This window comes from Rhizobium sp. 1399 (assembly GCF_031455475.1).
Taxonomy (GTDB): domain Bacteria; phylum Pseudomonadota; class Alphaproteobacteria; order Rhizobiales; family Rhizobiaceae; genus Rhizobium.
Window position 1 is genome coordinate 84,930 of record NZ_JAVDSU010000001.1, and the last position, 26,035, is coordinate 110,964.

Here is a 26,035-nt window from a genome sequence, read left to right on the forward strand (position 1 = left end):
ACGCTTGATCCTGATCTACAGCGCCTCTATCTCTTGCCCACCGACACCGCCCTTACGGAGCTTTCCTTGACCGCTTTCAAGAACCTGCCTGCCCCGCCCGCCGCTGAAAAAAGACCGGTCTCCGACACGCGCCACGGCATCACGCGGACCGACGATTATGCCTGGCTGCGGGCCGACAACTGGCAGGCCATGTTCAAGGATCCCTCCATCCTCGACCCCGATATCCGCGCCCATCTGGAAGCCGAAAACGGCTACATGAATGCGGCCATGGAAGACACCAAGCCGCTGCAGAAGACGCTGTTTGCCGAGATGCGCGGCCGCATCAAGGAAGACGACAGCTCAGTACCGATGAAGGATGGGGCCTATGCCTATGGCACCTCCTTTGTCGCCGGCGGCGAGCAGCCGCGCTATTTCCGCATTCCGCGCGATGGCAATGTGAAGGACGAGACGATCCGCACCATCCTTCTCGACGGCGACAAGGAAGCCGCGGGCAAGGCTTATTTCCGGCTCGCCGGCCTCGACCATTGCACGGACCACAGCCGCGGCATCTGGGGCTATGACGACAAGGGCTCGGAATTCTTCACGCTGAGGGTTCGTGATCTGGCGACCGGCGAAGACCTGTCCGACGTGCTCGAGAATACCGGCGGCGGCGGGGTCTGGGCGCCTGACGGCAGGAGCTTCTTCTATTCGGCGCTTGATGAGAACCACCGCCCCTCGAAGGTTTTTCACCACATTCTCGGCACGCCGCAGAGCGACGACCGTCTGGTCTACGAGGAAGAGGACGCCGGCTTCTTCATGGGCGTCGGCGGTTCGCTGCTCGACGACTTCATCTATATCGATATCCACGACCATGAAACGAGCGAATACCGGCTGCTTTCGACCAAGGACCTGACGGCCGAGCCGAAGCTGGTGGCGGTGCGCGAGGAAGGCATCGAATATTCGCTGACAGAGGGCGGCGACGTCTTCTACATCCTCACCAATGACGGCGGCGCCAAGGATTTCAAGATCATGGAAGCGCCGGTTGAAAAGCCGGGCAAGGAAAACTGGCGCGAGGTCGTGCCGCACAAGCCGGGCACATTGATCATCAGCCACATGGCCTATGCCCGCCATCTCCTGTGGCTGGAGCGCAAGGACGGCCTGCCGCAGATCATGATCCGCGACCGCCTGAGCGGCGAGGAGCATGCAATCGCCTTCGACGAGGAAGCCTATTCGCTCGGCCTTTCGGGTGCCGCCGAATATGACACCGACGTCATCCGCTTCTCCTATTCCTCGATGACGACGCCCTCGCAGCTCTATGACTACAACATGGTCACCCGCGCGCGCACGCTGCTCAAGACACAGGAAGTGCCCTCGGGCCATAATCCTGACGACTACGTCACCCGCCGCGTCTTCGCGCCGGCATGGGATGGCGAGAAAGTGCCGGTCACCCTGCTCTATCGCAAGGATACGCCGCTTGACGGTTCCGCGCCCTGCCTGCTCTACGGCTACGGCGCCTATGGCATCACCATTCCCGCCGGCTTCAACACCAACTGCCTGTCGCTTGCCGATCGCGGCTTCGTCTATGCCATCGCCCATATCCGCGGCGGCAAGGACAAGGGCTTTGCCTGGTACGAAGACGGCAAGATGGACAAGAAGACCAACACCTTCAAGGACTTCATCGCTGCCGCTGATTATCTGAATCAGGAGAAGTTCACGTCTTACGCGAACATTATTGCCGAGGGTGGATCGGCCGGCGGCATGCTGATGGGCGCGATTGCCAACATGGCGCCGGAGAAATTCGCCGGTCTCATCGCCGCCGTTCCCTTCGTCGATGTCTTGAACACCATGCTCGATGACACACTGCCGCTCACCCCGCCGGAATGGCCGGAATGGGGCAACCCGATCGAGAGCCGCGAAGAATACGAGCAGATCGCCGCCTATTCGCCCTACGACAATGTCGGCGCGAAACCCTACCCGCCGATCCTGGCGCTCGGTGGCCTGACCGACCCGCGCGTCACCTACTGGGAGCCGGCGAAGTGGGTCGCCAAGCTGCGCGACAAGACGACAGGCAATGCACCCATCCTGCTGAAGACCAACATGGATGCCGGCCATGGCGGCGCTTCCGGCCGCTTCCAGCGGCTTGAGGAAATCGCATTCGAATATGCGTTTGCGGTCAAGGTGGCAGGCAAGATGTAAAAGCCGAATGTGGCGTGCCTTGCGCACGCCACACAGTCAAGGGAGGGAGATATGGCCGTCTATGTCGCGCTGCTAAGGGCCGTGAATGTCGGCGGCACGAGCTCCCTGCCGATGGCGGAGCTGAGGGCGATATGCGAGGGGGTCGGCTTTTCCGATGTGAAGACCTACATCCAGAGCGGCAACGTCCTGTTCCGCTCTGATGAGGCCGAAAAGGCAGCCGAGGAGAAGCTCGACAACGCGCTGGGCAAGACGTTGGGCAAGCGGCCGGGCGTGATGGTGCGTAGCCGAAAGGAACTCGACGGCATCATAGCCCATGCGCCCTTTCCCGAGGCCAAGCCCAATTTTCTACTGGTCTATTTCCTGCCGGAAGCGGCAGCTAAAGATGCCTTGGACAAGATGGTGGCGCCCGATGGCGAGGAAGCAAAACTCGCTGGGCGCGAGATCTATGTGCACTATCCCATCGGCTCCGGCCGATCGAAGCTGAAGCTGCCGGCGCTGAAGGCGGGTACCTCCCGCAATCTCAACACTGTGCGCAAGCTCGCCGACTTGGCGGCTGAGCTGGAAGACGGCAAAACCTAAAGTCCGCCACTCCTCACCGTGCCATAGATCTGGTCGTGCCTGACGGCAACCAGCGGCGACTCAATGGCCGGCAGGAAGAGCATCCTTACGAAGATGCGCAGCATCAGCACCTGTTCGGCGAGCGTATTCGGTTCCTTCAGCGTCTTGGAGAGAACGATACCGCCTTCCAGCACTGAAGAGACCATATCGGCGAGCTGGTCGACATCCACGGGCTCGCGTGGCGTATAGACGGCCATGATCTCGCGGAACATGCGACCGAAGCGGCGCCGCCAGGCGAGTACGGCATTGCGGTTGGTCTCCTGGATCTCGCGGTCGAAGAGCCGCTCGTAGTAGCAGACAGTCGCCACGAGGCAGCCCGGATGACCGTTCGGCAGGTCGGCCACCAGTTCGGAGAGCAGCTTCAAGCCAAGCAGAAAGGACTGCAGCGGATCATCCATCAGATCGCGCGCGCGGCTGAAGATCTCGTCATAGATGCGTTCGTCGTTCTCGATATAGCGGTTGAGCAGCGCTTTCGCGAGCTCGTTCTTGTCCTTGAAGTGGTAAAAGAAGCCGCTCTTGGTGATGCCCGTCTCGGCGATCAGTTCCTCAATGGACGTGCCGCCGAAACCTTTCTGCAAGACCGCTGCTTCCGCCACATCAAGGATGCGATTCCGCGTTTCCTCGCCCTTTCGCATGTTCCCCTCCTGTACCCGCGGTACAGTTTTCTGCGCAGCAAGATCGGGCCTGGCTCCGCCCCCGGCAGCATCGGCCCATGCAAGGGATTGATTTCAATCCGCAAAATTCGAAACCTGCTATAGTATACCGCAAGTCGCCTAGTTTAGCATCAGATTAAGCGTCAGAACATCACCATCGATGGCAGCCATTACAAGCGCCGCGACAGGAGAGGTTTCACAATGGCAAAGTACAGGCATGGGCTGCCGCAGCTAAAGGGCGGCACCTTCATTAGCGATGGCGGCATGGAAACCACGATGATCTTCCACGACGGCATCGAGCTTCCGCATTTCGCCTCCTTCGTATTGCTGGCTTCCGAGGACGGACGGGAGCGCACGAAGAATTACTATCGCCGCTATCTTGATATCGCCCGGCGGCACGGAACAGGCTTCGTACTCGACACCGCCACATGGCGTGCCAATCCCGACTGGGGCCAGAAGCTCAACTATACGACCGAGGCGCTGCAAGCGGCAAACGAGCAAGCCGTCGAGCTTCTCGTGGGCTTGCGCCATGCCTATGAGCGGCCGGAGCAGCCAATCGTCATCAGCGGCGCCATCGGCCCGCGCGGCGACGGCTACAAGGCGGGCGTGATGAGCGCCGACGAGGCGGAGGACTACCACGCTTTCCAAATCGAGACCTTCGCCGGCACGGAGGCCGATATGGTCGCCGCCTTCACGCTGACCAACATCGACGAGGCAATCGGCATTGCGCGTGCAGCCAAAACGCTCGGCATGCCCTGCGCGATCTCCTTCACGCTGGAGACTGACGGCAGGCTGGTGACCGGCCGCAGCATTCAGGACGCGATCGAAACGACGGATGCGGCGTCCGGCGGATCGCCGGCCTATTACATGATCAATTGCGCCCACCCGACGCATTTCGAAGGGGCGCTCGATCACGGCAGCGCCTGGGTGAAGCGCATTTCCGGCATCCGCGCCAATGCCTCGACCATGAGCCATGAGCAACTCGATAACAGCGAGGTGCTGGATGCGGGCGATCCTGCCGATCTCGGCCGACGCTACCGCGAACTCCTTCGCCGCATGCCGCAGGTGCGGGTGCTCGGCGGCTGCTGCGGCACCGACCACCGCCATGTTGCGGCGATCTGCGAGGCCTGCCTGCCGCAGGCGGCGTGACGGGGCGAGCGGGAGGGCATGATTGTGACGATGGTGGGGGCAATGACGCGCCAGCGCAGCTGGCGTGATCTGTGGTTTGCGATCACAGGGCGGCAGACGCAAGCCGGACCGGAGGCGATTGTGGAGGTGGCATTGCAGGATATGGATCTTGCAGCTTTCGAGGACCTCGACAGCCGCATGGCCTACGGGCTTCAGGCGGACCAACGCAAGGGGCGTCCATTGTGGCGCCGGCGATTGCGGGAGCCTATCGGCCTCTAACGAAGAGGAAGGCGCCTCAGCTTCCGGCTGCGGCGCCTTTCGTCTGCTTGGCCTTATAGCCGCTGATCTCTTCGCCTGCGGTCGGTGAGAAGCGCAGGTTCCAGATGGTGGCGCTAATCGAAATGATCGCAACCACGATGAAGGCGGTGGAGAAATCACCAAGCTCGGGCGTTTCGACACCGTTGAAGGCCATGGAGGCATGCAGCGCCAGTGCACCGATGCAGATGCCGAGCGAGAGCATCAGCTGCTGGAAGGTGGTGTAGAAGCTCGTTGCCGAGCTCATCCGATCCTGGCTGATCTCATCATAGGCGATGGTGTTATAGGCTGTGAACTGGAACGACATGAAGAAGGCGCTGAGCACCAGCGCGATGAAGATCAGCGGCATCGGCCAGTCCGGCCGGAAGGCGGCGCAGAGACCATAACCGATCGTGCCGAGAATGCCGTTGATAATAAGGCTTCGGCGGAAACCGACGCGGCGGAAGACGGCCTTTGCCAGAGGCTTCATGAACAACGCACCGAGTGCCGTGGAAATGACGATCTGGCCGGCGGCAGCTGCCGAAAGGCCGAAGCCGATCTGGAAGAGCAGCGGCAGCAGGAAGGGCTGTGCGCCCTGCGTGATGCGCGTCAGCGAACCGGCTATGACCGAGGTGCCGAAGCTCGGCACCTTCATCAGCGAGAAATCCATGATCGGGGCCGGATGCCTGCGGGCATGGCGCAGATAAGCAATGCCGAAGAGCAGGCCGATGGCAATCAGGAAGATCGAGAACGAGCCCTGCCCTTCGTGGCTCGACAATTCGAAGCCGAAAAGCATCGAGCCGAGCGAGATACCCGATAGGATGAAGCCGAGCGTATCGAAGGGGCCGGCGGCCTTGCCCTTCACCTCGTCGATAAAGATCGAAACGAAGATCATGCCGATGATGCCGATCGGCACGTTGATGTAGAAGATCCAGCGCCAGTCGAGATAGGTGACGATGAAGCCGCCGAGCGGCGGGCCGACGATCGGGCCGATCAGCGCCGGCACCAAAAGCCAGGACATGGCGCTGACCATATCCTTGCGGTCGACGCTGCGCATCAGCACCAGACGGCCGACGGGCATCATCATGGCGCCGCCGATGCCCTGCAGCAGGCGGGCGAGCACGAGGAACGGCAAGGTCGGCGCGAAGGCACAGAGGATGGAGCCGATCACGAAAACGGCGATCGCAGAGCGGAAGACGGTGCGCGAACCGAAACTGTCTGCCATGCGGCCGCTGGCGGGAATGAAGATCGCCAGACTGAGCAGATAGGAGGTCAGGGCGATCGACATGGCCGGGGCGTCGACGCCGAAATCGCGCGCCATCGTCGGCAGTGCGGTCGCCAGCACGGTTGCGTCGACATTTTCCATGAGCATGGCACTCGCGACAATCATCGCGATCACCCGGAAATTGGGTGCTGCGCGCCGAACCATCGGCGCATGATAAATCTGATCCGACATCGTCAGGGATCACTCGCAAAGGCGCAGCGGAGCACACGGGGCGACAGGGCCGCGGGGGATGACATGGCAAAACTGCCAAGAGGAGATGATTTTGCTATACGCCTGCAATCATGGCGGCGCTATGTCTTTTATGGCACATCTGCTTTGCCGAGAGGTAAAGGCAGATCACCATTCCTTGCACTTTTTTGCCCTTCGTGAAGGGAATGGTTTCGGGGCCAAAATCGGCTTGCGTGACCGCACCTGCGGCCCTACCTATTAGTCATGACCTCCGCCCTGCAGAAAAAACGGCCGGATACGGCCTTCGGCTTCGACAACAGCTATGTGCGGTTGCCGCAGCGCTTCTTCGCCACGCAAGTGCCGACACAGGTAGCGGAGCCCTGGCTGATCAAGCTCAACGAGCCGCTCGCGGAAGAACTGGGGCTCGATGTCGATATTTTGAAGCGCGATGGCGCTGCGATCTTTTCCGGCAATCTCGTGCCCGAAGGCGCCGAACCGCTGGCGATGGCCTATGCCGGCCACCAGTTCGGTCACTTCGTGCCGCTGCTCGGCGACGGACGTGCGATCCTGCTCGGCGAGGTGATCGACCGTAGCGGCCAGCGCCGCGACATTCAGCTCAAGGGTGCAGGACAGACGCCCTTTTCCCGCCGTGGTGACGGGCGGGCGGCGCTTGGCCCAGTCTTGCGCGAATATATCATCAGCGAGGCGATGTTTGCGCTCGGCGTTCCCGCCACGCGAGCGCTTGCCGCGGTGCTGACAGGCGAAGGCGTGCGGCGTGAGGAGATATTGCCAGGCGCCGTCTTTACGCGCGTCGCGGCAAGCCATATCCGCGTCGGCACCTTCCAGTATCTTGCCGCTGGTGGTGACGAGGATGGCATCAAGGCGCTCGCCGATCATGTCATCGAACGGCACTATCCCGAGCTGAAGGCGGCGGATAATCCTTATCTCGCGCTTTACGAATCTGTCTGCGACCGGCAGGCGGAGCTGATCGCCCGCTGGCTGCAGGTCGGCTTCATCCATGGAGTGATGAACACCGACAATATGACGATCTCGGGCGAGACGATCGATTTCGGTCCCTGCGCCTTCATGGATATCTATGATCCGATGAAAGTCTTCTCGTCGATCGACCAGCATGGGCGCTACGCCTATGCCAATCAGCCGGGTATCGGGCAATGGAACCTGGCACGGCTCGGCGAAGCGCTGCTGCCGCTGATCGATGCCGACAAGGACAAGGCGATCGAGCATGCCAATGCCATCATCAAGGCCTATGGCGAGCGCTTCCACGCCTTCTGGCTCCAGGGCATGCGCGGCAAAATTGGCCTGAGCGCAGCTGAGGATGGCGATCTGGAACTGATCCAGTCGTTACTGGCGCTGATGCAGGCTGAGAACGCGGATTTCACGTTGACCTTCCGGCGGCTTTCAATCCTGGCAGGCGATGAGACGGCGGAGGCTGTCTTCGCCTCGAGTTTCCGGGAGCCGACTGCCACTGCCGAATGGCTGACGCGCTGGCGCGAACGGCTTTCGCGCGATTCGCAGACGCCCAGTGATCGGGCTGCCGCGATGAAGCAGGTCAACCCGGCCTTTATTCCGCGCAACCATCGGGTCGAGCAGGCGATCGAGGCGGCCGTTCAGGACGGCGATTTCTCGCTTTTCGAGGCTCTTCTATCAGTGCTTTCGCACCCCTATGACGAGCAGCCAGCATTTGCGGCCTATATGGACCCGCCGAAGCCCGAAGAGCGGGTGCTACAGACCTTCTGCGGAACCTGATTTCAGACAACCCATATTAACTGGAGACAGTGATGACCGACCTTCTCGACATTCCGGTCAAGACCGTTCAGGGGCGCGAGACGACGCTCAACGAATATCGCGGCCAGGTGCTGCTCATCGTCAACGTCGCCTCCAAATGCGGCCTGACGGTGCAGTACGAAGGGCTTGAAAAGCTCTATGCCGACAAGCGCGAGAGAGGCTTCGTCATCGCCGGCTTCCCGGCCAATGACTTCAAGGGCCAGGAACCGGGGACGGACGCGGAAATCCTCGACTTCTGCACCAGCACTTTCGGCGTCGATTTCCCGATATACTCCAAGATTTCCGTCAAGGGGCCGGACAAACATCCGCTCTATAAGAACCTGACAAGCTCCACCGTGGAAACGACTGGGGAAGGACCGATGCGCGAACGGCTGAAGGGCGCCGGTCTCGCCTCCGACGACAACGAGATCCTCTGGAACTTCGAAAAATTCCTCGTCGGCCGCAACGGCAAGGTCGTTGCCCGTTTCGCCCCCGACGTGACGGCTGCCGATAACCGCCTCGTCTCGGCGATCGACCGCGAGCTTGCAAAAGCCTGACACCGCGACCGCAACCGCTGCCAATTGTGGCGGTTGAAAGGTAAGCCTCCCGCTCTATCTGTCTGATCGGCGTATATTTTTCGCCATTCTCCGATCCGGCTAACCAGCGGGAGACTGCCTTATGGCAATCGTCATTACCTCCATCCTCTTCATCATTTTTGGACTGGCGCTGGGCACCGGCGGGCTTTGGCTCGTCACGCTCGGCGGCAGCATCTTCTATCTCTTCGCGGGGCTGATGTTCCTGCTGACGGCAGGCCTGCTTCTCATGCGCAAGGCCGTGGCGCTCTGGGTCTATGCGGTGCTCGTGGTCGTTGCACTCGCCTGGGCGATCTGGGAGGTGGGGTTCGACTGGTGGCAGCTTGGTCCCCGCGGCGGCCTCATCATCCTCTTCGGGATCTGGCTGCTGACGCCCTGGATCCGCCGGCCGCTCGGCTTTCGCAGCCCGACCGGTACCTATTACGGCGCCAATCCCTGGCCGCTCGCCATTCCGGTCATCGCTGCCATCATCGTCGCTGGCTACTCGATGACGACGGATCCGCATGATCTCGCGGGCGATCTGCCGATACAGACGGTTGCCACAACGCCAGCCTTCGGCGGCAATGTGCCCGATGGCGAATGGCACCAATATGGCCGCACGCCCTATGGCCAGCGCTATTCGCCGCTCGACCAGATCACCGTGCAGAATGTCTCCACCCTCAAGGAGGCCTGGCGCTACCAGACCGGCGACGTTAAGCGGCCTGACGATGTCGGGGAAACGACCTATCAAGTGACGCCACTGAAGGTGGGCGACACGCTCTATCTCTGCACGCCGCACAATTGGGCGATCGCGCTTGATGCCAAGACCGGCCAGCAGAAATGGAAATATGACGCCAATTCCGGCATGAACCCGGACCGGCAGCACCAGACCTGCCGTGGCGTCACCTATTACAGCGATGAGGCCACGCCGGCCGGCCAGCCCTGCAAGGAGCGCGTCTACCTGCCGACTTCGGATGCGCGGCTGATCGCGCTCGATGCGATCAACGGACAGGTCTGCACGGGCTTTGCGGAACAGGGCGTGCTGCAGCTACAGGCCGGCATGCAGTATAATCCGGCCGGTTATTATTACTCCACCTCGCCGCCAGTCGCTGTTGCGGGCAAGATCATCATCGGCGGGGCGGTCAACGATAATTATTCGACGCAGGAACAGTCCGGCGTCATTCGCGCCTATGACATCAACAGCGGCGCGCTGATCTGGAACTGGGATTCCGGCAATCCGGACCAGACGACGCCGCTGCCGGAGGGGCAGCATTACACGACGAATTCACCGAACAGCTGGTCGGTCTTCAGCGTCGATGACCAGCTCGGCATGGTCTATATCCCGCTCGGCAATCAGGTGCCGGACCAGCTCGGCATGAACCGCAGCGCCGATGTCGAGAAGTTCTCCTCCTCGGTCGTGGCGCTCGACATCAATACGGGCCAGCTACGCTGGGTGCAGCAATTCGTCCACCACGATCTCTGGGACATGGACGTCCCTGCCCAACCGGTGCTGCTTGATCTGACGAAACAGGACGGAACGGCGGTGCCGGCGCTGGTGGCATCCACCAAGCAGGGTGATATCTACGTGCTCGACCGGCGCACCGGCCAGCCGATCATTCCCTTCAAGGAAATCCCGGCGCCTGATGGCGCCATCCCGGAGGATCACACGGCGCCGACGCAGCCAATCTCCGATCTCACCTTCTCCCCGGAGCCATTGCAGGAAAAGGATATGTGGGGTGTCTCGCTGTTCGACCAGCTTGCCTGCCGCATCGAATTCCACCGCTACAAATATGAGGGCCGCTACACGCCGCCGTCGCTGCAGGGGACTATCATTTATCCCGGCAATTTCGGCACCTTCAACTGGGGCTCGGTCGCCGTCGATCCCGAGCGGCAGGTGATGTTCGGCATGCCGACCTACCTCGCCTTCACCTCGCGCCTGGTGCCGGCGGCCGATATTCCGCCGCGCGGGCAGGATGAGAAGGGAAGCGAACAAGGCCTCAATCGCAATGACGGTGCGCCCTACGGCGTGTTCATGGGTCCGTTCCTCGGCCCGCTGCAGATCCCCTGCCAGGCGCCGCCGTGGGGCTATGTCGCCGGCGTGGATCTCCGCACCGGTCGCATCGCCTATATGCACAAGAATGGCACGGTGCACGACATGACGCCGCTGCCCCTTCCCTTCAAGGTTGGCGTGCCCGGCATCGGCGGGCCGATGGTGACCAAGGGCGGCGTCGCCTTCCTGGGTGCTGCCGTCGACAACTATCTGCGCGCCTATGACGTGACGAACGGACACCAGCTCTGGGAAGCCCGTCTTCCGGCCGGCGGACAGGCAACGCCGATGACCTATACGACCGATGACAACAAGCAATATGTCGTCATGGTCGCCGGCGGGCATGGTTCTGTTGGCACCAAGCCGGGCGATTATGTGATCGCCTACACGCTGCCATAACGACTGGACCGGCCCGCTGATATCGGGCCGGTGCTCTGGCAACTGTCAGGCGGTGAGCAGATCGCGGATCGCCTCGCCGACACCGGTAGCAGATTGCGGGTTCTGGCCCGTAACGAGCCTGCCATCAACCACGACCTTGGCATTCCAATCCGGCGCCGGATGATGGCTGGCGCCGCGTTCGATGAGCGTGCTGGCGAGCAGGAACGGAACCGTCTTGTCGAGACCGACCGCCCGCTCCTCGGAATCCGTGAAGGCGCTGACGTTGCGTCCGGAAACGAGATAGCTGCCGTCGCTGAGCTTGACGTTTACCAGCGCTGCCGGACCGTGGCAGACCGCCGCGACGATGCCGCCGGTTTCGAAGATCTTCTGCGTAACGTCAAGCACAGCAGGGCTTTTCGGCAGATCCCACATGGCGCCGTGGCCGCCAGCAAAGAAGATCGCCGAATAGTTGATAGGATCGATATCAGCGAGCTTTGCCGTGCCGCGGATCGCATGGCGGAATGTCTCGTCGTTCCAGTAACGGGCATTCGTCGCATCCTCGAGATCGAGGCCATCGACCGGCGGTTCCCCGCCCTCGATCGAGGCAAACTCGACCTTGATGCCGGCCGCATCGAGGACAGCCAGCGGGTGTGTTACTTCACCGAGGTAGAAGCCAGTCGGCTGACCGCTGTCGCCTTTGACGCCATGACTGGTCAGAACGAAGAGTACGGGCTTTGTTGCGGATGTCATCGCTTTCTCCTGATGTTTGATCGGCTTGCGAAAGCCGTGATGCATTCGATGACAAAGGTTTATTATCTCCTTCAGAGAGGATAAAGCCGCACCGGCGGAAATCATCTGTTCTTAAGAGGTTATAATCATGCGGCGTTTCGATCATCTCGGCGATGTGGAAGCCTTCGTCACCGTGGTGGAAAAAGGCTCGATCAGCGGTGGCGCGATCGCTCTTGCCACCACGCCTTCGGTGCTCAGTCGGGCGATCACGCGGCTGGAGACGCGGCTTGGTGCGCAGCTCATGCGGCGCACGACGCGGCGGCTCAGCCTCACCGAGGCCGGCCGCGCTTATCTGGAGCAGACGCGAGCGGCCTTCTCGCTGATCGAAGATGCCGAGCGCGCCATTCAGGGACAGGACGGAGCGCTTAGCGGCCGCGTTCGTCTCAGCGTTTCCACCACCTATGGCCATTTCCGGCTTCCGGAGAAACTGACGCGCTTCTGTGCTGCCCATCCGCATGTGCATGTCGAAGTCAGCATCACCAACCGAAATGTCGATCTGGTCGCCGAAGGCTACGATCTGGCAATCCGCCTCGGGCCGCTGCCGGACAGCGGGCTTGTCGGCCGTAAGCTGGAAGACGCGCCGCTGCGGCTCGTCGCTTCGCCTGATTATCTCAAGCGCACGGGCACGCCCCGGACGATCGAAGACCTGGCAGGCTACAGATGCCTGCCGTTTTTCATGCCGAGCACCGGCAGGCCGGCGCCATGGCTGTTTCGAATCGATGGCGCGGAGACGGACTGGACGCCGGAGGGGACGATCGAGATCCACGACGATGTGCTGGGCGTCGTATCACTGGCCGAAGCCGGCATGGGCATCTGCCAGAGCTACGACTTCATCGTTCGCGACAGGATCGATCGCGGCAGCCTGATCGAGATTCTCCCTGACATCAGCGGGCGCTCGCGCCCTTTTTCGCTGGTCTACGCGCCGCATCGCCGTCTCTCGGCCGCGACGAGGACGATGATCGATTTCCTGCTGGATTAAGCGGCGGCCAAAGATTTGCTCGCCCTCTGGTAGAGACGCAAGCCTCAGACAGGCTCCGGGGAGAATGGTGCAGCCGGTTTTTCAGGGGGATTTTTCATGGAAATCGGTAGCAACCTCTCAATTTACTCTGGCCTCGGCTCGCTCTTCGAGCAGGGCAAATCCAAGAACAAGCAGACCGAGGAATTTGGCGGCAGCACGCGCAACCAGTCCGGCGCCGGCCTGCAGCCGAGCACCACCCCGCCGTCCATCGCCAATACGATGTGGGCGGTGCAGGCCGGCAACGAGACCTATATCAACCAACCCTCTGATGCAGAAATGGAAGCCAAGGCAGCACATAAGAGCCTGGTCGACAAATTCTCCGACTGGAGCAGCATGACGCCGGAAGAATTCATCCGCGCCCGCTATCTGGCAGCCCATAATCTCACCGAAGACGATCTGAAGGCGATGCCCGCCGACGAGCGCGCGGCGATCGAGAAGGAAATCGCCGAGCAGATCAAGCGCGAGCTCGCCGGCATTGAGAATGACGGGACCGAGACGACAGAGGACCTTCCCGCCGCCTGAGGCTGGAGCATCAACCGAGATGCGGAGGAGAGCACTCTTCGCCTCATTTCTACTCCGGCAACCCCGCCATTCGAAGAGCCTCGATATATCGGTTACGGTCGTCCGATCGCCGGAACGGTGGCAGGATATCGGCAAGGTTCGAAAGCCGGAGCGCAGGATCCAACTGGCACAGTCGAGCGATCGTTCCCTCCGCCTCCGCACTCCGCCCGCTCATGACTTGACCCGCCGCCATCACGCGCATCGCGCTCGGATAGTTCGGCTGGTGGCGTAACGATCTTGCCGCCCAGACGGCGGCATCTTCGTAATGTCCGGCGCAGAAATGAGCCAGCCCGGTGTTGAACTGCCAGGCAAACAGGCGCGGGTCCAAAGGGCTCAGGCGCATGGCGAGGGCTGCGTGTTCGACAGCCTTGTCCGGCTCGCCAAGGCAGGCTTTCACCCAGCTGCTGACGCCCAAGGCCGCAGCGAGATTCGGGTTGAGGAAGAGCGCGCGATCGATACAGGCCGCGCTATCATCAAGGTCGCCGCCGACATAGCCGAGGACATATCCACCATAGGAGAGCGCAACCGCATCGTCCCAGCCGAGTTCGACCGCTCTTCTCGCCAGTCGGGTCGCTTCGGCAATCTCCTCGGCGGGATTGGCCATCCAGCCATTGCTCTTTCGGGTCGCGTAGCATCGCGCCGCCCGGGCATAGGCTATGGCGAACTCCGGGTCGCGCTCAATCGCCTTCATGAACAACCGCAAGGCCTCGTCGATGACCGATCTGTTGGTGATCGTCCGGTCGAAGGCCGCCAGCCCGCGCAGATAATAGTCATAAGCGTCAAGGCTCTCCGTCGGCTTGCGTTTGGCGCGCTCGATCTCCGCCTCCTCCACTTTTGGCGTTATTGCGCCGACGATACTCGATGCCACCTGATCCTGAAGATCGAATATATTTGCCAGCGTTCCATCAAAACGGTCTGCCCAAAGGTGCGCACCCGTCGACGTGTCGATGAGCTGTCCGGCAATACGAAGCCGGTTACTCGTCCGGCGCACACTTCCCTCGACCACATAGCGCACGTTCAACTCGCGCCCGACCTGCTTGATATCAACGGCCTGCCCCTTGTAGGTGAAGCTCGAATTCCGCGCGATGACGTAGAGATGGCGGAATTGAGCGAGGGCGATCGTGATATCCTCCACGATGCCATCGGCAAAATATTCCTGCTCCGCATCGCCGCTCAAATTCTGAAATGGCAATACCGCAACCGACGGCCGATCGTGGTGCTTTGTCGGGGTTGAGACGACCTGCGTCTGTGGGATGACTTCAGGCCCCGGTGCGGCCCACTGATATTCGGGTCGCTGTCGCGACTGCAGCGAGACGGCCAGGGAGAACGTCTCTGCTTCGGGTTCGGCGCCGAGATGCTTCTTCACGAGAGCCCGGCAAGCCTCGAACTGGCGTATGGCTGCGTTCTCATGCCCCCTGAGAATGTGGATCCGCATCAGCGCCCGATGGGCGGCCTCCACCGTTGGGTCCGAGGCGAGCAATCTCTCGGCGAGCCCTTCGCAGGCCGGCTCTTCCGCGGAGCCCGGATCGGAGAGCATGAGGCTCAACCGCTCCACAAGCTGCAGCGCCTTGCGCCGATACGTGCTCTGGTAAGGTCCGAACCACTCATCCAGCCCGTCCGGAATGGACTCGCCCGCAAGTACCTCACCGCGGTAGAGGTCGGCAGCAAAGGCGAGATCAGCGGTTCCGCCCGCCTCCAGCTTCCGGTCGAAGATCGAAATGTCGGCTTCGTCCAAACCGGCAATCAGTACGACTGTCTCCTGATCCCCATCGACGTAGACAGTGGCGTCACTGCTCGCCGGAAACGCCCGCCTGATATCGACCAGCGCCTGCCGCAAGCTATTGCGGGCCTGCTCATTGCTTCGTCCCGGCCAGAAGGCTTCGGAAAGCAATTCCCTGCGACAACCGCGGCGGCCTGCAAGGACCAGGGCAGCAAAAAGAAGCGACGTCTTGCGCGTGGCAAAGCGTACTTGCCGGTCCTCCAGAGAGGTAACTTCGAGGCCGCCTAGCAACCTGATGCGCACAGAAAGTCTCCAGATTTGGATCGCCGCCGCAGAATAGCATTTGGGAAGACGGATTTAACACCGATTTAGCGGCGGCTTGTCGAAGTTTTCTTGGCCGTTCACGCCCAGCCGAACAGCCCGAAAACACCCGCATGGCACATTCCCGCTCACACATCTCACAAATAGGAGACTGGGAAATGGCTCACACGGAAACTCAAGCTGCCGTCAGCGCGCCGATAAAACAGGTGTCCGGGTCCACGGTGAACAGCATCACAATGTTGGCCGCTGCCGTGAGGCAGTGGCGTAGGGCCGTCGCGAGACGGAAAGTGCTGGCAGACCTGACGCCTGATCAGCTGAGAGATATCGGTCAACCAGAGATCAATCGCCCGGTGCTGGAAATCAAAGCAGGTCTGATGACGAACTTGATGTCGATGCGGTAATCGGCAAATTCCATTGCGTTGCTGCGACGAGGCAATGGCGGCTCAGCTCCCACCGAACGGCGGATCTTTCCCGTTTCAGACCATCTCGACGATCATGCGACCGATTTCGGCGAAGACGGGATTGAATTCGTCCATCTTGACCGTCGTTTCCGCCATATAGACGGCGGCGACGATGGGGCCGCGCTTCGGCGGCCAGATGATGGCGATATCACCGGCCGAACCGTTGTCGCCTGTTCCAGTCTTGTCGCCGATCTTCCAGTCGCTGGGCAGGCCTGCGCGCAGGCGCGCGCCGCCGGTCGTGTTTGCAATCATCCAGTCGACCAGCTGATTTGCAGAGGTTTCTGCCAGAACCGAGCCGAGAGCGATATTGCCGAGTGAATCGAGCATTGCATCCGGCGTCGTGGTGTCGCGCGGATCGCCTTTCGCGGCCTCGTTCAGTGCGGTTTCCATGCGGTCGAGTCTTGTCGTGCCGTCGCCGATCGAGCGCAGCCAGTCGGTAAGTGCAGCCGGGCCGCCGAAACTTTCCAGCATCAGATTACCGGCAGTGTTGTCGCTCAGTGTAATGCCGGCCTTGCAGATCTCGGCCATCGTCATGCCGTCGCCGCCCGCATGCTTTTCAGTCTCGGGGGAATAGGTGACGAGCTTGTCCTTGCCGTAAGTGACGCGCCGGTCGAGGCTCTCATCGCCCTTGTCGACACGGGCAAGAACGAGGCCGGCGGCCAGAACCTTGAAGGTGCTGCACATGGCGAAGGGCTCGCTGCCGCGATAGCCGAAGGAAACATTCGTGTCGCTGTCGAGAACGGAGACCCCGAGACGCCCGCCAATGCGCGCTTCCAGTGCTGCAAGCCGCTTGTCGATATCGTCATTCTGCTGCTCAGCGTGCACGCGGGGCGCAAAGCCCAGCGCAGGCAGCAGCAAAGCGGAGCCCATGAAGCTGCGGCGGGTGAGGCTGTGATTCATGAAGACCTCCGGGGAATCAGGATCACAGGCGTAAGGCCCGATTGCGGCGGCATCTCGGCTTTTTGGCGGGATCAGGCAGCGCGTGTGACCTCCACCGTCACATGCGACAACTCGTCCAGGCTCGCGAGCCTCTCCTTGTAGAAGGCGGTATCGCGCGGCTGCGGCGTCAGCACCGCGACGATCGCGGCATGGTGGCCGGGGCCGACCTGCCAGACATGCAGATCGGTGATGCTGTCGCCGTCTCCTTCGATTGCGCCGCGGATCTCATCCGGCAGCGTCTCACCCTCGGAGAGCACATCAAGCAGCACAGCTCCGGACGATTTCATCAGACCCCAGGACCATTGCGCAATGATGAGAGCGCCGACAATGCCCATCAGAGGATCGAGCCAGAGCCAGCCATAAAGGCTACCGAAGGTGAGCGCGGCGATGGCGAGCACCGAGGTCAGCGCGTCGGCGATGACGTGCATATAGGCGGAGCGGATATTGTTATCCGCATGACCATGGTGATCATGGCCATGGGCATGATGATGATCGTGATGGTGATCATGCCCGTGACCGTGATGGTGGTGGTCGTGGCCGCCACCGCTGAGGAGCCAGGCACTGACGAGGTTGACGGCAAGGCCGATGACGGCGACGGCAATCGCCTGGCTGAAGCTGATCGGCACGGGCGATGTGATGCGCAGGAAACTTTCCCAGCCCATCAGCAGCGCGATCATCGCCAGAATGATGGCACTCGCAAAACCTGCGAGATCGCCGAGCTTGCCGGTGCCGAAGGTGAAGCGCGGGTTGCGGGCCTGCTTGCGGGCGAAGAGATAGGCGAGCGCAGAAATGAGCAACGCGCTGGCATGGGTGGACATATGCCAGCCATCGGCCACCAGGGCCATCGAGCCGTAAATGGTGCCGGCGCCGATTTCGACGACCATCATGACCGCCGTCAACGCAATCACCAGCCAGATACGGCGTTCGTTCCGGGCATGGTCCTGGCCCAGGAAGACATGGTCATGTCCATAAGCATTCATTCCGGCACTCATCGCCATCTCCTTATCGATCCGGCTCAGCGGATATAGGTTCGCAAGACTTCCGATATTTCTTCGACTGCCTCCGCCCTCGCCTTCTCGTCGGCGGCATGCAGCACATGTTCGTGCAAATGGTCGTCCAGCACCTCGCCCGTCAGCCCCGTCAGCGCGCCGCGCACGGAGGCGAGAAGCTGGAGGATCTCGCCACATGGACGCTCGCCCTCCAGCGCGCGCTCGACCGCCTCGAGCTGGCCACGGATGCGACTGACACGGGCGATGAGTTTCTTCTTCTGATGGGTCGTATGGGACATGGCAGTCTCTAATGTAGGATAGGGGGGTACCCTATATTACCCTCCCGAAAAACGAAAGCGGCAATACAGCGCACTTGTCCTTGAAATTACATAGGACTCCTATATATTATGTGCATGGAAACGCCTAAAGACCCCACATCGATCGACAACCGCATCAGCGAAGGCCTGTCGCGCATCGCGATCGCAATGCGCAGCGACGAATGGTCGAAGGCCGAAAAGGCCGGGCTGAAGCCGACGCAGCTTGCGATCCTCGAATTTCTCGCCGGTCGCAATGGCGCACGGGTGAAGGAGATTGCGGCGCATCTCGGCGTCTCGCAGCCGACGGGGACGGATTCGATTGCGGCACTGGAGCGCAAGGGGCTCGTCGCCAAGGCGAGCGCTCCCGACGACAAGCGCGCCACCGCGATCCGCATCACGGTCGAGGGAACGGCAGCGCTCGGCTCCGTTTCGCCGATCGAAACGGCGGCGATGGAGGCCGCCCGTTCGCTCTCCGCGAGCGAACAGGAGAGCCTGCTGCTGTCACTCGTCAAGATGATCCGGCATCTGCAGGAGGCAGACGCCATACCGATCCAGCGGATGTGCACGAGCTGTCGCTACTTCCGCCCCTACCAGCATTCTGGTGCTGCCAAACCGCACCACTGCAATTTCGTGAACGCGGCCTTCGGCAGGAATGAACTGCGCATCGACTGCCGTGACCATGAAACCGCCGATCCGGCAACCCGGGCTGCCACCTGGGACGCCTTTGAAAAAGGATAGGCGCACTCTCCAGGCAACCTAGAAAGAGAAGGAAGTTCAAAATGTTAAGGCAGTTTATCACCGGCGCAGCCATCGCCGGAACGCTATCGCTTTGGCTCGGCTCAGCCGTGGCCCATCCCGTCACGGCCGAGCCGTCGAAGAGCGTGAAGGCCTCGTTCGACATCATCGAAACGCAGATTGTCACCAAGGGTGACAAGGCGATGTTCTCGACCCGCGTGCGCGGCGAGGCAGGTGCTGAAAAGCCCGCGGCAACTGGCAAGTTCGAGGGCTCCGGCGTCTATGCCTATGTCTGGCCGACCTCGCTCAACAGCGGCGATATCGGCTTCGACGAGGATCAGGGCATCGTCGCACTTGCCGTCACCTTCCATCCGGATTTCGACGATGCTGCCTACAAGGGCAAGAACCGCGACGTCTGGCATCCGCATTGGGTCGTGCTCAATAAGGACAAGGCCTGCGCCGGCGGTCTGAAGGTGACCGACATCCCTGACGGCGCCAAGCCGAAGCTTCCCGCCACCTGGCCGGGTGTTCCGCTGCTGATCGACAGTCCGGATTATCCGACGGTACTCAAGGGCGATCGCGTCGATGTCGCCATCCCGTTGTCGCTGCTAGGCGGCATCACCGGCGCCTCCTATGACGGCGTGACGGCAGGGCTGAAGATCAACGGCAACCTGCATGCACCGCTGCTCTGCGTCGACAATGTCTTCAAGGTCGCATCCGGCAATCTCAGCCTGCCGGGCAAGGTCATGCCTGCAAAGTGAGCGGGTCGCCGGTCCGTCGACTGCCATCGCCGGACCGGCTCTTTCCTCTCTCCAGGCAAATAGAGAAGAGAAACACCAGGCAGGATTATCCCATTGTGCCCCGGATGCAACTGATGATGCGAAGGCCTGCCCAACGACCAAGGATTTCGACATGTCCGATCTGACACTTGCACCGGAACTTTCCGTCAGCGAATGGTTCAACACGCCGCAACCGCTCTCCATCGCCGGATTGCGTGGCAAGGTGATTTACCTGCACAGCTTCCAGCTGCTCTGCCCCGGCTGCGTGGCCGAAAGCCTGCCGCAAGTGCGCCGCATCGAGCGCATCTTCGCCAACACGGATCTTCAAGTCATCGGCTTGCACACGGTCTTCGAGCATCACGAAGCGATGACACCAACCGTGCTCAGGGCTTTCATTCATGAATATCGGCTGACCTCGCCAATCGGTGTCGATCAGGCGGACGGGCGTTCCGACATACCGGTGACGATGCGCCGCTATGGTTTCAGGGGAACGCCCTCCTCGGTCCTGATCGGCCGCGATGGTGCTATCCTGCATCATGCCTTCGGGGTCGAAGACGATATCGCTCTCGGCGCACGTATCGGCATGGCGCTGGCGGCACCCATTCCAGCGGCGGCGCCCGGTGATAAGGCTGAAGGCTGCACGACAGGTGTCTGTACCATACCCGCCAGTGCGGCCTGATTGGCCGGCATCTGCCATTGACAAACGGGCGGTTTCGGAGAATGTATGTCGCATGATCAAGAACGCGCACCATAACCGCTCGTATTTTTGGCTGTACCTGTAAAGGGCGGCCGAGACAGATCATAATGTCAACAAGCCGCCGTCAGGCGGCTTTGTTGTATCAGCAGCGTCCTGGCGGCATAAACTCAAAAAGGACGCGAAGACCATGCTTGAAATCGAAGACAGCGAAATATCGCTCATGCGACCGCCGGTCGTGACGATCCGCGCCGCCAAACCCCGCGACATATCCGAACTCCACCAAATGATCGGCCTGCTTGCGGCCCATCACGGCGACATCTCGGCTTCCACACCTGCACAGCTCGAACGCGATCTCTTCGGCCCGACGCCGTGGATTTCGGCCCTCGTCGCTGATGGTAGCGACGGGCTGATCGGCTACGCCATCCTCGTTCCACTCTACAGGGCGCAGGAGGGCAAGCGCGGCATGGATCTGCATCACCTCTTCGTACGCGATGGCCATCGCGGCCATGGCACAGGCCAGCTTCTCGTCGACCGCGCCCGCGAAACGGCACGTATTGCGGGCTGCGATTACCTCTCCGTCAGCGCTGCAACCGGCAATCTCAAGGCTCACCGTTTCTACGAACAGATGGATTTCACCCCTCGCCCGGTCACCGGCATGCGCTATATGCAGGCTTTGTCGTAAGTGGCTACAGCCGCTCGGCCATCTTGCAAGGGAGGAAAGCATGACCCGACTGGCGGTGGTTCTGACCGAAGGCTTCGCGGACTGGGAAGTGGGGCAGCTTGCTGCCTCCGCCCGCACCCATTTCGGTTTCGATGTGGTGACGGCAAGTCCCGGCGGCGCGGAAGTGCGCTCCATGGGCGGCATGCGAGTGGCACCCGATGCGGTAGCCGAGAACCTGCATGGCGACGCCTTCGATGCGCTGGTCATCTGCGGCGGCACCATCTGGGAGACAGAAAAGACGCCCGACCTTTCGCCCGTGATCAACGACTTCATCGCACGCGGCAAGCTCACCGCTGCGATCTGCGGCGGGACGCTGGCGTTGGCGCGTGCCGGTGCTCTCGACCAGGTTGCCCATACCAGCAACGCCCCCGATCTCCTCGCCGGCGCCGAGGGCTATCATGGCCAAGCGCATTACCGTGAGGGACCACAGGCAGTTCGCTCCGGCATGATCGTCACTGCGCCGGGTTCGGCGCCGATTACCTTTACGGCAGAGATCTACCGGGCACTCGGCTTCGGCAGCGAAGAGCTCGACACCTATGTGCAGATCTTTGGTGCGGAGCATCAGCCGAAGGCGGCCTGAGCGCTAGCAAGCATGCCAATCATTTGAGCCGTCGAGCCTCTTTCGGGAGGCTGTCTCCGGGCGCCACCTCATGCACCGGGCGGCTCGCCCATTGGTGAAGCGCCCTCTTTACGAACAAAAAGGCCGCAGCCCTTGCCTGCGCCAGATCGCCGGGATCATCGAGGCGGCTCGCGATTTTTGCTTCCATGACAGCAAGTGTGTCGGAAAACCAGCGCGCAAGAACGGCATTGCGCGCGGCAAGCCGGTCCTGCATGCGAGCAATCGCAGCGTCTGTTTCCTCAAGGGTCGGGTGCTTCATGGTGGCAGTGTGGCTTGCGGCGCTTGCCCCAGGCAGACGCTACTTGCTCGGCACGGCCTTCAAATAGGCTGCGATCGCTTCGATATCGGACTGCGGCAGATGGGCGATGTTCTGCTGCACGTCGACCATCTGGCCACCGGCGGAGTCGAAATCCGGGGTGAAGCCCGTCTGCAGGTAGTTGGTTATGTCGGCCTCGCTCCAGGAGCCGACGCTCTTCGAGCCCGGCGTGATATCGGGTATGCGGCCCTTGCCTTCCGGGTTCGGCGCGCCGGCGAGCCACTGATCGCGGACGAAGCCGCCGAGGAAATCGCGTGGGGTGTGGCATTCGCCGCAATGGCCGAGGCCCTCGACCAGATACTGGCCGCGCTTGAGCTTGTCTTCGGCATTGGCGAGCACGACGCGCGGCTGGTCGTTGAAATAGAGGAGTTTCCAGCCGCCGAGCGCCAGGCGGATGTTGAAGGGGAACGGCAGTTCATGTGGCGGTGCGACGTTGCTGCTCTTCGGCAGCGTTTTCAGATAGGCGAAGAGATCGTTAACGTCCTTGTCGCTCATGCGCGTATAGGAGCCGTAGGGGAAGGACGGGTAGAGATGCTGCCCATTGGCGCCGACGCCGCGCTTCATGGCATTGCCGAACTGGGCCAGCGTCCAGCGGCCGATGCCGGCCTGTTCATCCGGAGAAATGTTGGGCACATGGAAGGTGCCGAAGGGGCTCGTCAGGGCGAGACCGCCGGTCAGCGTCAGCTTCGCATCGTCTTTCGCACCGGGCGCGGCATGACAGCTGACGCAGCCGCCGGCCCAGAACACTTTCTCGCCGTTCGCAACGTCGGGCGCGCCGAGATTGGCCCAATGGCTTTCCGGCAGCGGATCGGGCGCGGTGATAAAGTAGAAGGCTGCGCCGCCGATCACGACGATGCCGATGAGACAGAGCACAAAGCGGATGAACCTGCGGACCATGCGCCGCCTCTCCTTAATGTCGATATCAAGGGACATTCCCGGGTTAGCTGGCCCCGGCCCCGCTGCCGGGGAGAATAAGGCGATCCGCACCGGCGGCAAGGGCCGATGCGGATCGCGAGATCATACAGGAATAGCTCTATCGCCTAGTCCTTCTTGATGCGATAGAGCTGATGACAGCCACCGCAATTGCCGCCGAGCGCATTCAACGCAGCGCCGACGCCGGCGGCATCGGCCGGAAGCTGGGCGAGAACGGTTTCGGCGTCGGTAGACAGCTTCGCGGCGCGTGCCTTGAAGTCATCCATGTTTTCCCAGATCTTCGGGCTTGCTTCCTCGTCGCCCGTCTCGGTGCCCGGCTTGAACTGGTCCGGGAAGGCCTTCGCCGTGGTGGCGATCGTCGTCAGCGCCGTCTTCACGGCATCCGCATCATAGGGCTTGGTGCCCTTGGCGATGGCGGACAGCGCGCCTGCTGCGCCACCGATCTGCTTCATCATTCCAATACGTGCGTCATGCGTGCCGTCGACGGCCATGGCCGAACCGAGGGCAATGCCGGCGAACGCAACAGCCGCCGCAACTGTTTTCCAATTCATGATTCTCTCTCCATTGTTCCACCGGCGAAGCCGGTCGAGGGCAATCTGCACCGGGATCATGACAAAATCCATGTGGCCGCATAGTCACGTTTAGCCGGATCCTCATAAAAACAATGTGATAAGAATAGGCCAGATCAGGCTGTCTTCCACCCTTGCCAGAGGCTGATCGCGGAAATGAAGACCAGCAGCAGGCCGGCGAGACGGCCGATGACGGCAGTCATCTTCGGGTTCGAAACCAGGAGATCGCGGCTGCGGCCGGCCGTCATCGCAAGCGTGCCGTAGACGGCGAGCTGCGTGAGCACGGTCATGATGCCCATGATCAACCCCTGCAGCCAGATCGGCCCAAATTCCGGCTTTATGAATTGCGGATAGACGGCGAGCACGAAGATATAGGCCTTGGGATTGACGAGGCAGGTGACTGCGCCCTGCCGGAACGCCTTCCAGGTGGAGCGCGCTGTACCGGGGCCGACCACCTCGACCTTGATCGAGCTGCGCATCAACGAAATGCCGATCCAGATCATATAGGCGACGCCGGCAAAGAGCAGCACGTTGAAGGTCTGCGGCAGCATAGCGACCAGAATGCCGACGCCCGCCGCACCATAGGCCGAATGCACGGCCCCGCCGAGCATGATGCCGCTGGTGGCGGCCAGCCCGCGCTTGGTGCCGCCCGTCAGCGAGTTGGCGAGCACGAAGAGCATGTCCATGCCGGGCACGATGATGATGCCGAAGAGAAGGGTGAAATAGAGCCAGAGGCTTTCGTGGTAATTCATGTCAGTTGTCCATCCTGTATTTCCGTGCGATTTTTCAGGAAGTGCATCAATTTCAATCCGATAGATGGCTCTATACGGGAAGCCAACTGACAGTGTATTGTCAGGAGCGTTGGAGAAAGGGCGACAAATGCGCAAGGCCTCCAGGCTTTTCGAGATCATCCAGATATTGCGGCTGGCGAAGAAGCCGATGACCGCTGCCACCATGGCCGAGAGGCTGGAGGTGACGGTGCGCTCGATATACCGCGACATTGCTGCCCTGCAGGCGATGCGCGTGCCGATCGAGGGCGGGCGGGGTATTGGCTATATCATGCGGCCGGGCTTCGATCTGCCGCCGCTGATGTTTTCCATCGAAGAGACGGAAGCGATCGTGCTGTCGCTGGCGCTCCTGGAGCGCACAGGCGACGAAGAGCTGAAGCTTGCGGCGCGGCGCGTCAACCAGAAGCTTGCCGGCGCAGTACCCGCACCGCTGCGCCAGGCGATGGAGAACAAGGCGCTGTTTGCCTGGGGCACGGTCGCCCAGGCGCCTGCAGGCGTCGACCTTGCCATCGTGCGCCGTGCGATCCGCGACGAACGCAAACTCACGCTCAACTATCGCGACGAAATGGGACGCGCGACCGAGCGGATGATCCGCCCGATCGCGCTGATCTATTATTCCCAGACCGCCAATATCGTCGCCTGGTGTGAACTCAGGCAAGCGATCCGCAATTTCCGTGGCGACCGGGTGGAGGCCTGTGCCGAAGCCGACGTCTTCTTCAAGGGTGAAGGCGACAGCCTACGCACGCTGTGGACCGAGAGCTGGACGGAGAAGCCGCTGGCCGCCAACGCGTGAGCCAAGCTCGCCAACCCTCTCCTCCATCCGGCAAGAACTCAGAGTGCCATGCCGCCTGAGACCTCGATGCGCTGGGCGTTCACCCAGCGGTTGGCTTCCGTCAGCAGCGAGGCGATCATGGGGCCGATATCATCGGGCACGCCGGCACGGCCAAGCGCCGTCATGGCGGCCACCCTGCGGTTGATTTCCGGATTGTCGCGCACCATGCCGCCGCTGAAGTCGGTAGCGATGGCGCCAGGTGCGACCGTGTTGACGGCGATGCCGCGGGCGCCGAGTTCGTTGGCCATGTAGCGCGTCAGCACCTCGACAGCGCCCTTGAGCGAGCCGTAGGCCGAGGAACCCGGCACGGCGACGCGGGCAAGGCCGCTGGAAAGATTGACGATGCGGCCGCCGTCGGCGATTACGGGCAGGAGCTTCTGGGTCAGGAAAAAGACCCCCTTGAAATGGATGTTGTAGAGCTTGTCCATTTCCTCTTCGGTCGTCTCCAGGATCGAGGCGTGGTAGCTGGTGCCGGCATTGTTGACGAGAAAGTTGAAGCGCTCGCGGCCCCAGCCCTTCAGCACCGAGCGGACATTGTCCACGAAAGCATCGAAGGTGGCGACATTGCCGGTATCGAGCTGCAGGGCGGCGGCCTTGCGGCCGAGCGCTTCGATTTCCGCGACGACCTTGTCGGCCTCGGCGCGGTTGGAATTATAGGTGAAGATCACGTCGACGCTATCACGGGCGAGGCTGACGACGGTGTTGCGGCCGAGGCCGCGGCTGCCGCCGGTGACGATTGCGATTTTCGAATTTGCGTTCTGATCGGTCATCTCGGTTGCTCCTTGTTCGGATGACCGGAATCTAGGTCCTGACTCCCCTTTTCTTGAA

28 protein-coding genes are annotated in these 26,035 nt (G+C 61.6%); 16 read left to right on the forward strand and 12 right to left on the reverse strand.

Features of this window, described 5'->3' with window-relative positions; genetic code table 11:
- Window positions 1-66: 66 nt before the first annotated feature.
- Both J2X71_RS00475 and J2X71_RS00480 read left to right on the forward strand, forming a co-directional pair.
- Window positions 67-2,175: a S9 family peptidase gene (locus J2X71_RS00475; RefSeq protein ID WP_310377965.1), complete on the forward strand. Its 2,109-nt coding sequence runs from the start codon at window positions 67-69 to the stop codon at window positions 2,173-2,175.
- A 51-nt stretch (window positions 2,176-2,226) separates the two neighbouring features.
- A complete protein-coding gene (locus J2X71_RS00480; protein WP_310377967.1) occupies window positions 2,227-2,754 on the forward strand; it encodes a DUF1697 domain-containing protein in 528 nt (175 codons plus the stop codon).
- Here the strand turns inward: J2X71_RS00480 and J2X71_RS00485 are convergent.
- Window positions 2,751-3,428, reverse strand: a complete 678-nt coding sequence (locus J2X71_RS00485) for a TetR/AcrR family transcriptional regulator (RefSeq protein WP_310377969.1) — start codon at window positions 3,426-3,428, stop codon at window positions 2,751-2,753. The two genes, J2X71_RS00480 and J2X71_RS00485, sit on opposite strands and share 4 nt — an antisense overlap.
- Before the next feature lie 219 nt (window positions 3,429-3,647).
- On the opposite strand from J2X71_RS00485, the gene J2X71_RS00490 reads away from it, so the two are divergent.
- On the forward strand, window positions 3,648-4,595 hold the full coding sequence (locus tag J2X71_RS00490; RefSeq protein WP_310377971.1) for a homocysteine S-methyltransferase family protein: 948 nt from the start codon (window positions 3,648-3,650) through the stop codon (window positions 4,593-4,595).
- Window positions 4,596-4,613: 18 nt separating this feature from the next.
- Entirely contained in the window at window positions 4,614-4,853 is a 240-nt protein-coding gene (locus J2X71_RS00495) for a hypothetical protein (RefSeq protein WP_310377973.1), read from the forward strand.
- A gap of 16 nt (window positions 4,854-4,869) precedes the next feature.
- Here J2X71_RS00495 and J2X71_RS00500 read toward each other — a convergent pair whose 3' ends face one another.
- Window positions 4,870-6,324, reverse strand: coding sequence for an MDR family MFS transporter (locus J2X71_RS00500; protein ID WP_310377975.1), 1,455 nt, complete (start codon window positions 6,322-6,324; stop codon window positions 4,870-4,872).
- A gap of 261 nt (window positions 6,325-6,585) precedes the next feature.
- On the opposite strand from J2X71_RS00500, the gene J2X71_RS00505 reads away from it, so the two are divergent.
- The 3 genes from J2X71_RS00505 (at window position 6,586) to J2X71_RS00515 (ending at window position 11,124) form a co-directional block, all read left to right on the forward strand.
- Window positions 6,586-8,088, forward strand: a complete 1,503-nt coding sequence (locus tag J2X71_RS00505) for a protein adenylyltransferase SelO family protein (RefSeq protein WP_310377977.1) — start codon at window positions 6,586-6,588, stop codon at window positions 8,086-8,088.
- A 32-nt stretch (window positions 8,089-8,120) separates the two neighbouring features.
- Window positions 8,121-8,663, forward strand: a complete 543-nt coding sequence (locus J2X71_RS00510) for a glutathione peroxidase (protein WP_310377979.1) — start codon at window positions 8,121-8,123, stop codon at window positions 8,661-8,663.
- A 121-nt stretch (window positions 8,664-8,784) separates the two neighbouring features.
- Complete coding sequence (locus J2X71_RS00515) at window positions 8,785-11,124, forward strand: glucose/quinate/shikimate family membrane-bound PQQ-dependent dehydrogenase (protein WP_310377981.1); 2,340 nt, start codon at window positions 8,785-8,787, stop codon at window positions 11,122-11,124.
- A 45-nt stretch (window positions 11,125-11,169) separates the two neighbouring features.
- Here J2X71_RS00515 and J2X71_RS00520 read toward each other — a convergent pair whose 3' ends face one another.
- Window positions 11,170-11,853 carry a type 1 glutamine amidotransferase domain-containing protein gene (locus J2X71_RS00520; protein WP_113323237.1) on the reverse strand — a complete coding sequence of 228 codons (684 nt, stop codon included), beginning with the start codon at window positions 11,851-11,853 and terminating at the stop codon, window positions 11,170-11,172.
- Window positions 11,854-11,980: 127 nt separating this feature from the next.
- Here J2X71_RS00520 and J2X71_RS00525 point away from each other — a divergent pair, with 127 nt between their 5' ends.
- The gene (locus J2X71_RS00525; RefSeq protein WP_310377985.1) at window positions 11,981-12,871 is read left to right on the forward strand and encodes a LysR family transcriptional regulator; all 891 of its coding nucleotides are present in this window, start codon (window positions 11,981-11,983) and stop codon (window positions 12,869-12,871) included.
- 96 nt (window positions 12,872-12,967) lie between these two features.
- Window positions 12,968-13,432: a hypothetical protein gene (locus J2X71_RS00530; protein ID WP_310377987.1), complete on the forward strand. Its 465-nt coding sequence runs from the start codon at window positions 12,968-12,970 to the stop codon at window positions 13,430-13,432.
- Between the two features lie 49 nt (window positions 13,433-13,481).
- Here the strand turns inward: J2X71_RS00530 and J2X71_RS00535 are convergent, their stop codons facing one another.
- Window positions 13,482-15,494, reverse strand: coding sequence for a BTAD domain-containing putative transcriptional regulator (locus tag J2X71_RS00535; RefSeq protein WP_310377989.1), 2,013 nt, complete (start codon window positions 15,492-15,494; stop codon window positions 13,482-13,484).
- 176 nt (window positions 15,495-15,670) lie between these two features.
- Between J2X71_RS00535 and J2X71_RS00540 the strand changes: the two genes are divergently transcribed.
- Window positions 15,671-15,913, forward strand: coding sequence for a DUF1127 domain-containing protein (locus tag J2X71_RS00540; RefSeq protein WP_310377991.1), 243 nt, complete (start codon window positions 15,671-15,673; stop codon window positions 15,911-15,913).
- Between the two features lie 75 nt (window positions 15,914-15,988).
- On the opposite strand, the gene bla is transcribed toward J2X71_RS00540, so the two are convergent.
- From bla to dmeR, 3 genes are all read right to left on the reverse strand, one after another.
- A complete protein-coding gene (gene bla / locus J2X71_RS00545; protein ID WP_310377993.1) occupies window positions 15,989-16,873 on the reverse strand; it encodes a class A beta-lactamase in 885 nt (294 codons plus the stop codon).
- Window positions 16,874-16,944: 71 nt separating this feature from the next.
- Window positions 16,945-17,904 (reverse strand): CDF family Co(II)/Ni(II) efflux transporter DmeF, encoded by a 960-nt coding sequence (gene dmeF / locus J2X71_RS00550; protein ID WP_310377995.1) that lies wholly within the window; start codon window positions 17,902-17,904, stop codon window positions 16,945-16,947.
- Between the two features lie 23 nt (window positions 17,905-17,927).
- Window positions 17,928-18,200 carry a Ni(II)/Co(II)-sensing transcriptional repressor DmeR gene (dmeR, locus tag J2X71_RS00555; protein ID WP_007816163.1) on the reverse strand — a complete coding sequence of 91 codons (273 nt, stop codon included), beginning with the start codon at window positions 18,198-18,200 and terminating at the stop codon, window positions 17,928-17,930.
- Window positions 18,201-18,314: 114 nt separating this feature from the next.
- Here dmeR and J2X71_RS00560 point away from each other — a divergent pair, with 114 nt between their 5' ends.
- From J2X71_RS00560 to J2X71_RS00580, 5 genes are all read left to right on the forward strand, one after another.
- Window positions 18,315-18,956, forward strand: a complete 642-nt coding sequence (locus tag J2X71_RS00560; protein WP_310378001.1) for a MarR family winged helix-turn-helix transcriptional regulator — start codon at window positions 18,315-18,317, stop codon at window positions 18,954-18,956.
- 41 nt (window positions 18,957-18,997) lie between these two features.
- Window positions 18,998-19,714 (forward strand): hypothetical protein, encoded by a 717-nt coding sequence (locus J2X71_RS00565; RefSeq protein ID WP_310378004.1) that lies wholly within the window; start codon window positions 18,998-19,000, stop codon window positions 19,712-19,714.
- A 151-nt stretch (window positions 19,715-19,865) separates the two neighbouring features.
- A complete protein-coding gene (locus tag J2X71_RS00570; RefSeq protein WP_310378006.1) occupies window positions 19,866-20,411 on the forward strand; it encodes a TlpA family protein disulfide reductase in 546 nt (181 codons plus the stop codon).
- Between the two features lie 205 nt (window positions 20,412-20,616).
- On the forward strand, window positions 20,617-21,111 hold the full coding sequence (locus J2X71_RS00575) for a GNAT family N-acetyltransferase (RefSeq protein ID WP_310378008.1): 495 nt from the start codon (window positions 20,617-20,619) through the stop codon (window positions 21,109-21,111).
- Window positions 21,112-21,151: 40 nt separating this feature from the next.
- Window positions 21,152-21,730: a type 1 glutamine amidotransferase family protein gene (locus tag J2X71_RS00580; protein WP_113323213.1), complete on the forward strand. Its 579-nt coding sequence runs from the start codon at window positions 21,152-21,154 to the stop codon at window positions 21,728-21,730.
- 19 nt (window positions 21,731-21,749) lie between these two features.
- On the opposite strand, the gene J2X71_RS00585 is transcribed toward J2X71_RS00580, so the two are convergent.
- The 4 genes from J2X71_RS00585 to J2X71_RS00600 all read right to left on the reverse strand — a co-directional run bounded on the left by J2X71_RS00585 (window position 21,750) and on the right by J2X71_RS00600 (window position 24,339).
- Window positions 21,750-22,028 (reverse strand): hypothetical protein, encoded by a 279-nt coding sequence (locus tag J2X71_RS00585; RefSeq protein ID WP_113323212.1) that lies wholly within the window; start codon window positions 22,026-22,028, stop codon window positions 21,750-21,752.
- A 39-nt stretch (window positions 22,029-22,067) separates the two neighbouring features.
- Window positions 22,068-22,982 carry a cytochrome c gene (locus tag J2X71_RS00590; RefSeq protein WP_310378011.1) on the reverse strand — a complete coding sequence of 305 codons (915 nt, stop codon included), beginning with the start codon at window positions 22,980-22,982 and terminating at the stop codon, window positions 22,068-22,070.
- A gap of 143 nt (window positions 22,983-23,125) precedes the next feature.
- Entirely contained in the window at window positions 23,126-23,569 is a 444-nt protein-coding gene (locus tag J2X71_RS00595; protein ID WP_310378013.1) for a cytochrome c, read from the reverse strand.
- Between the two features lie 134 nt (window positions 23,570-23,703).
- Window positions 23,704-24,339 carry a LysE family translocator gene (locus tag J2X71_RS00600; protein ID WP_310378015.1) on the reverse strand — a complete coding sequence of 212 codons (636 nt, stop codon included), beginning with the start codon at window positions 24,337-24,339 and terminating at the stop codon, window positions 23,704-23,706.
- 127 nt (window positions 24,340-24,466) lie between these two features.
- Between J2X71_RS00600 and J2X71_RS00605 the strand changes: the two genes are divergently transcribed.
- Window positions 24,467-25,168, forward strand: coding sequence for a YafY family protein (locus J2X71_RS00605; protein ID WP_310378017.1), 702 nt, complete (start codon window positions 24,467-24,469; stop codon window positions 25,166-25,168).
- A 38-nt stretch (window positions 25,169-25,206) separates the two neighbouring features.
- Here J2X71_RS00605 and J2X71_RS00610 read toward each other — a convergent pair whose 3' ends face one another.
- Entirely contained in the window at window positions 25,207-25,977 is a 771-nt protein-coding gene (locus J2X71_RS00610) for an SDR family oxidoreductase (protein WP_310378019.1), read from the reverse strand.
- Window positions 25,978-26,035: the final 58 nt, after the last annotated feature.